This is a genomic window from Trichlorobacter sp. (assembly GCF_030247655.1).
GTDB lineage: Bacteria > Desulfobacterota > Desulfuromonadia > Geobacterales > Pseudopelobacteraceae > Trichlorobacter.
In genome coordinates this window covers 1-6,024 of record NZ_JAOTRZ010000186.1, presented here as the reverse complement: position 1 = coordinate 6,024, position 6,024 = coordinate 1, and the positions used below count along the sequence as shown (strand labels likewise).

Sequence of the window (6,024 nt, the reverse complement as noted above, 5' to 3'; positions counted from 1 at the left end):
AAGTAAAGGTAGTCGGTCCGGTGGTCAAAATCCAGGCCGAGGCTGCCAAGGCAACGGTGGTGATCAAAGACAATACCAGTGGCAAGGATATTTCCGTTATCGTAACGGATCAACTGACCGTAGATAAACTTAACGACAAACGGATCACTACCGGCGACGAAGTACGGGTAAAATACGATACCAAAGACAATATTTCCAAGCTTTTCAGAAAAACAGCCGGTTGTTAAATGTTTACAGGGTCAGACCACACGGTCTGACCCTTTTTTAGTACTTTTAATCAGGTTGGTGGGGCCTGAGAACCTGGGCCAATTCTTAAATTTGCTGTGGCGATATAGATTTCCCGTAAAAACCAGACTAATCCAAGCACCATAGAAAACATGGCACAGATAAACAGGATCGCCACTGGAATGGAAGGGTCAATGCCAAGAAAAGCACCAATAAACATCAAGGCAATCACCATACAGACCAGGAAGGCGGTTGTTGTACAGAGGTTAATGGATCTGCCGATCAACTTGGCCCTTTTGGCCAACGTATAAAGATCACTACGAATTAACTCTTTGTGTTCATCAAGCGTGGCAATTTCAAAACGTGACTCAAGCAGACGGGCACGGTCAATCACACGTCCCAGCCGGTTGGTCAACACCGAGAGAATCGCACCAATACCGGTCAACAAAAAAACCGGTGCCACTGAAAGCTGGATGGCATGGGAAACCGTATTAACGTCCGATAGAGTACGCAGCATATTCAACACTCCTGGTCTAGCGTCGTCCATTCCAGTCGAACGTTTCCGGTTGACCATCGGCCTGCCAGGAACCGTAGAACGATTTAAAACCTTCCTCAAACTGAATATTCAATTTGCCGGTACCATATTTATCAGACCAGACACAGCTGATACGTGGAGGTGCTGACTTGGAAGTACAGGGGAACAGAATCCCTTCCACAAGGCTGTCTTTTTCTTCAAAGGTGTAACTTCCTGCCAGGTCACCTTGTTGATTAATCTCAAAAACAGTAGTTCCTTTCAGCAACTCACCAGCGCTGTGAATATCGCTTTGGTAGCTGCCGACAGCCCAGTGGAACCATTCCAATGGCTCACCAGGGCCAGCCTGTGCTGAAGTAGCAATACCGGCAATCAACAGACAAAGTATGAACGTTCTTTGCAGCACCTTGGTTATCATACGGTCCCTCCTTTGCAACTCATGCAATACCGGCCAACTCCAGACGGGTTCCCCAACGGCGCAACAGCTCTTCTTTTATCCTTTGTCCATCCGGCATGGTTAATCCGGGATCATGCTCCAGCAGTTCCATAGCCGCTGTACGAGCCTGTTCCAATATAACACCATCCCGAAGGATACTTGCCACCCTGAAATCAGGCATGCCGGATTGACGTGTACCCAGAAAATCGCCAGGGCCACGGATTTCAAGATCTGCCTCGGCAATTCTGAAACCATCGGTGGTGGACTCCATCACCCTGAGGCGTTTCTCGCCATCTTCAGACAGCTTGCCCGCTGTTAACAGTATACAGTGTGATTGATGGCTGCCACGCCCTACCCTGCCCCGTAACTGGTGTAACTGGGAAAGGCCAAAACGCTCGGCATGTTCAATCACCATCAGAGTTGCATTAGGCACATCAATTCCCACCTCAATTACTGTGGTGGCCACCAGAATGTCAACCTGCCTGTTTTTGAAGGAGGCCATCATAGCTTCCTTCTCCTCCGGCTTCATCCGGCCATGCAACAGCCCCAGCCTGAGCCCTGGAAAGATATCTGTTTGCAAATGTTCAGCCATCTGGGTTGCGGCCTTCAGATCAGACTTTTCAGACTCTTCAACCAGAGGATAAATAACGTATGCCTGCCGCCCCTGTTCAACCTCACGATGGATCATCTCGTAAACCTGTTTACGACGTGACTCAACGTATATCTTTGTATTGATAGGAGTTCTTCCCGGTGGTAGTTCATCAATCACTGACAGAGAAAGATCACCAAATAGGGTCATGGCCAGGGTACGGGGAATCGGCGTGGCGGTCATCACCAGAATATCAGGGTTAGCCCCCTTTTTCTTGAGGATGCCACGCTGCAGCACACCAAAACGGTGCTGCTCATCCACGATTCCTAACCCCAGACGACTGAACTCAACCTTGTCCTGAATCACAGCATGGGTGCCGATCACAATGGCTGCCCGGCCATCAGCCACCTGCAGCATCGCCTCTTTCTTGGCCTTACCCCGCATGCCGGAGGTAAGTAAGACAACACTGATACCCAACTGTTCACACCAGTGGTGAATATTGTGCCAATGCTGTTCCGCCAGGATTTCGGTAGGGGCCATGATTGCTACCTGATACTCATTTTCAACCGCCACAAGGGCAGCCATCAACGCCACCAATGTCTTGCCGCTACCCACATCACCCTGCACCAGACGATGCATCGGATGTGCAGCCATCATATCAGCCTTGATCTCTGACAACACACGACGCTGGGCTCCAGTCAACTGAAACGGCAACAGCTTGACCAGCTCTTTGGTATAGCGATGGGTGACCTGAAACGAGATCCCTTCTTCCAAGGCAACGCCCCTTTTTTTCAAGGCTAGCCCAAGTTCCCAGAAGAAGAACTCATCAAAGGCAAGAGAACGGTGAGCAACGGTACGGCCTTCATTGAGATCAACCAGATGCGCTTCTGGTGGTGGCAGATGCACCTGACCAAGCGCCTCCCGTAGTGGAAGATACTGATAGATAGCCAACAGAGGTTGAGGCAGGATATTTTCAAGATTGGGAAGAAAGGTATCCACCACCTGGCGCATCACCCGCCGCATCCCCTTTTGATGCAGCCCTTCAGTTAAGGGATAGACCGGCACGATCCGACCGAAATTAACCGGATCAGCAGCCATCACAGCATTAACATCTGCACCCTTTTCTAACCACTCAACATCAGGATGGTGTACCTCAGGCTTCCATCCAAAACTGGTCACTTCACCGGTAAAAACACCCTGTCGGCCAATCTGCCAGGTCCGCTTCATCCAGACCCCATTGGCATGAAACCACTTCAACACAATACTGGCGCTCTCATCCTGCACCACCGCCTCAAAGACCGTGCGGCCTCCTTTGGTTGTAGAGCTTTCCGCAGAGACAACCGTGCCTTTAAAAACCTGTGCCAGCCCGGGTTTCAACTGTCTGATTGGGGTAAGTTGACGTCGATCTTCATAACGGTGAGGCAGACAAAACAGGGCATCTTCAACGGTATGAATACCGCGCTTGGCAAGCAGCTCAGCCAACTTGGGGCCAACTCCTTTAATAAACTGGATACCGGTGGTCAGGTTTTTGCGCGCAATTGACTGTTGTACTGAAACTGCAGACACGGCTGCTGTAACCAGTTTACGCAGAATCAAGCCTGTATCATTGGCTTCAATACCCACACAGTCGCCCGACCGAAGACCAAGCCGTAGCAGCTCCTCTGCAGGAATCAACAGTGAACCGGTATGATCAATGTAATAAATTGACATAAAGAAAGCCCATACACATAAAAAGGAAAAGCTTCTTGCGCGCTATTGATACGCAAGAAGCTTAATCCATCTACGACAGCACACGCTAATATTATTACCACTCACTATCCCGCTCTGAACTATCTTCACCACCAAAGTTATCGGATTCATCATCATCGTCCTCAAACTCTTCGGAGTTGAACAGGTCGTCTTCATCTTGATCATCATCGTTGCCCAGATGCCATACAGGGCGATCTTCTGGTTCTGCAGCTGCCTCAAAACGGGCCAGCATCTCAGGGTCAGTGCAAAAACGGTCATCCTTAAAATGGCATTTTTCAAGCTCACAGAGATCAAAGAGTTGTATTTCACTACAGAGACGACGGGGGAGTTCTTTGACCTCTGTTTGGTTTTCCAAAAGTTCTTCCACGCTACTCACGCACAAACTCCGTTCAAAAATTCTGTGGCCTTTGCAACATCTTCCTTGCAGCCGATATAGATTGGTGCCCGTTGATCCAGACCTTCCGGAGTCATATCCAGAATAGGCATACAGCCGTTGGTGGCTGCACCACCTGCCTGTTCAATCAGGTATGCCATAGGATTCAGTTCAAACAGTAGTCGCAGTTTTCCATTGGGGGAATCGGTAAGGGCCGGATACATGAAGATGCCTTTACCCTTCATCAAAATCTGGTTGATGTCCGGCACAAAACCGCCTGAATAGCGCAGTTTTGAGCCTTTATTTTCCAGATAGCGAATATAGGCTTCATTTTCCGGGGTATAGTTCTTACGCAGCCCCCCTGGTGAGTAGATGTCCCCCGAAGGTTTCATCTGGACCTTTTCGCGGGTCAGGGTAAACTCCATCAGGTGGTTCATGGTAAATTCATAGACCCCTTTACCGACAGAATAAACCATGGATACCCGTGGACCGTACAGGATGTACATGGCTCCAACCATATTACGACCCGGTTGCAGCAGGTTATCCCCCTGATAAATACCAACAATGGTTCCCACTGCGAGGTTCACATCCACCAGCGAAGAACCATCCAGTGGATCATAGGCAACTGAGAACATCCCTAAAGGATTACTGGTTACCTGAAAAATTTCATCCATCTCTTCAGAAGCAATATTACAAACAACACCAGAGTACATCAGACGCTTGCGCAGAATTCGGTCAGACAGGACATCCAAAGCAAGCTGTTCTTCACCATACAGGTTGGAGGTACCAGCAACACCAAGATCACCGGTGCGAACGGCGTTGATCACATATTTGCTGGCCTCGGCAATCTCACACAAAAGATGTACCAGGTTACCGCTGATATTCTGCTCACGCAAATGGCGACGAAAGTCGGTCTGAAATTTAGTGCTTCCGGGCTCTTTGCCCATAAGGCAGTCCTCCTGAACAGGTAGTGTGCTAGATGTAGGTATAGATAGTACAGGATATGCCTGATTTCAAGGGGAATCAGGCGATAGCCAGTAATGAGGCAAGGTAGGTGATCAAACCATCAAGAACAAAGACTGAAAAAAGGCTGGTAATGACAGCCCTGGTCGCAGCCTGGGGAATCTCTGTCGCACTGGTGCCAACCGTCATTCCGGCATTGCAACAGATAAGCGGTATAATCAGACCAAAGGCCATTCCTTTTGCCATTAATACAAGTACTTCACGCAGCCCAAGTGAGGCAACGATCCCCTGGATAAACTGATCATAGGGAATATGATGCCCAAACGACACAATCAGAAAGCCACCAACAAATGAGGTTAAAACAAAGTAGATAGTAAGTAATATTACCGCTGCTGCAACGCCAATAACACGAGGCAGCAGCAGGTACCGTTCAGGTGAAATTCCTAGCCGCTCCAACGCGGCAATTTCACCGTTAATTTTCATGGCTCCCAACTCAGTTGCAATGGCAGTTCCACTACGGGCTATAACAATCATGGCCGTTAAAAGCGGGCCTAATTCAAGAAACACAACCCACACCAGAACTTTACCGGTTAACGACCCATTTCCGCCACCAACCAGACCAATCACCTGGCTTACAATAACCGTTCCGAGAATAACAGCCACCAGCACAATGATCTTTGCAGCCTCAAGCCCGGTAAAATAGAGCTGTTTCAGTAAAACCGTGCGAATAGCAGGGTTGGTCAGGGAAGGCGTACTGACCAGAGATACAACGGTCTGCAGAATCAGTTTGGTTATGGCGATGAAAAATTGGCCCCGACGGAGCATAAAGGCCCCTACACGGTCTGGAAAAGGGATGCTCATTTCAGACGTCATACACGGTGCCATCACGTAGTAATTCAACCTGCCTGATCCCCATTTGAGCTATTTCATTCTTGATTTGTTCATAATACTGGGGTTTGGGATGGGTAATAAGAATCCTTTTAGGCAGTTCTTGAATCTTTGCCAGTTCTTTTTCAAGTAATGAGCAGCAAAGATGCTGGGTTAAAAGTGCCAATGGTTCCTGATTGTTGGGAAAGGACACCTCAACAATCAGGACATCAGCACCTGAAGCATAGTGCCAGATCATATCAGTAGGACCAGTGTCGCCGGTGTACACC

General features: G+C 48.8%; 8 protein-coding genes. 1 reads left to right on the top strand and 7 read right to left on the bottom strand.

All coding sequences use genetic code 11. From position 1 onward, the window contains the following. A partial coding sequence (locus OEL57_RS13235; protein ID WP_300741054.1) for a hypothetical protein occupies positions 1 to 227 on the top strand: 227 nt, incomplete at its 5' end. A gap of 50 nt (positions 228 to 277) precedes the next feature. On the opposite strand, the gene OEL57_RS13230 is transcribed toward OEL57_RS13235, so the two are convergent. The 7 genes from OEL57_RS13230 to OEL57_RS13200 form a co-directional block, all read right to left on the bottom strand. Beyond that, positions 278 to 742 (bottom strand): DUF2721 domain-containing protein, encoded by a 465-nt coding sequence (locus tag OEL57_RS13230; protein WP_300741052.1) that lies wholly within the window; start codon positions 740 to 742, stop codon positions 278 to 280. A gap of 16 nt (positions 743 to 758) precedes the next feature. After that, positions 759 to 1,175 carry a hypothetical protein gene (locus OEL57_RS13225; protein WP_300741050.1) on the bottom strand — a complete coding sequence of 139 codons (417 nt, stop codon included), beginning with the start codon at positions 1,173 to 1,175 and terminating at the stop codon, positions 759 to 761. Positions 1,176 to 1,194: 19 nt separating this feature from the next. Beyond that, positions 1,195 to 3,492: an ATP-dependent DNA helicase RecG gene (gene recG / locus OEL57_RS13220; protein WP_300741048.1), complete on the bottom strand. Its 2,298-nt coding sequence runs from the start codon at positions 3,490 to 3,492 to the stop codon at positions 1,195 to 1,197. Between the two features lie 94 nt (positions 3,493 to 3,586). Continuing rightward, the gene (locus OEL57_RS13215; RefSeq protein ID WP_300741046.1) at positions 3,587 to 3,907 is read right to left on the bottom strand and encodes a hypothetical protein; all 321 of its coding nucleotides are present in this window, start codon (positions 3,905 to 3,907) and stop codon (positions 3,587 to 3,589) included. Then, the gene (locus OEL57_RS13210) at positions 3,904 to 4,851 is read right to left on the bottom strand and encodes a class 1 fructose-bisphosphatase (RefSeq protein WP_300741043.1); all 948 of its coding nucleotides are present in this window, start codon (positions 4,849 to 4,851) and stop codon (positions 3,904 to 3,906) included. The genes OEL57_RS13215 and OEL57_RS13210 overlap by 4 nt, the downstream gene beginning before the upstream one ends. A 76-nt stretch (positions 4,852 to 4,927) precedes the next feature. Continuing rightward, complete coding sequence (locus tag OEL57_RS13205; RefSeq protein WP_300741040.1) at positions 4,928 to 5,692, bottom strand: ABC transporter permease; 765 nt, start codon at positions 5,690 to 5,692, stop codon at positions 4,928 to 4,930. A gap of 37 nt (positions 5,693 to 5,729) precedes the next feature. After that, a partial coding sequence (locus OEL57_RS13200) for an MBL fold metallo-hydrolase (RefSeq protein ID WP_414718522.1) occupies positions 5,730 to 6,024 on the bottom strand: 295 nt, incomplete at its 5' end.

Coding starts and splice junctions, on each gene's coding strand:
- OEL57_RS13225 (WP_300741050.1), bottom strand. CDS start 1,175: ATGATAACCAAGGTGCTGCAAAGAACGTTCATACTTTGTCTGTTGATT.
- recG (WP_300741048.1), bottom strand. CDS start 3,492: ATGTCAATTTATTACATTGATCATACCGGTTCACTGTTGATTCCTGCA.
- OEL57_RS13210 (WP_300741043.1), bottom strand. CDS start 4,851: ATGGGCAAAGAGCCCGGAAGCACTAAATTTCAGACCGACTTTCGTCGC.
- OEL57_RS13230 (WP_300741052.1), bottom strand. CDS start 742: ATGCTGCGTACTCTATCGGACGTTAATACGGTTTCCCATGCCATCCAG.
- OEL57_RS13205 (WP_300741040.1), bottom strand. CDS start 5,692: ATGCTCCGTCGGGGCCAATTTTTCATCGCCATAACCAAACTGATTCTG.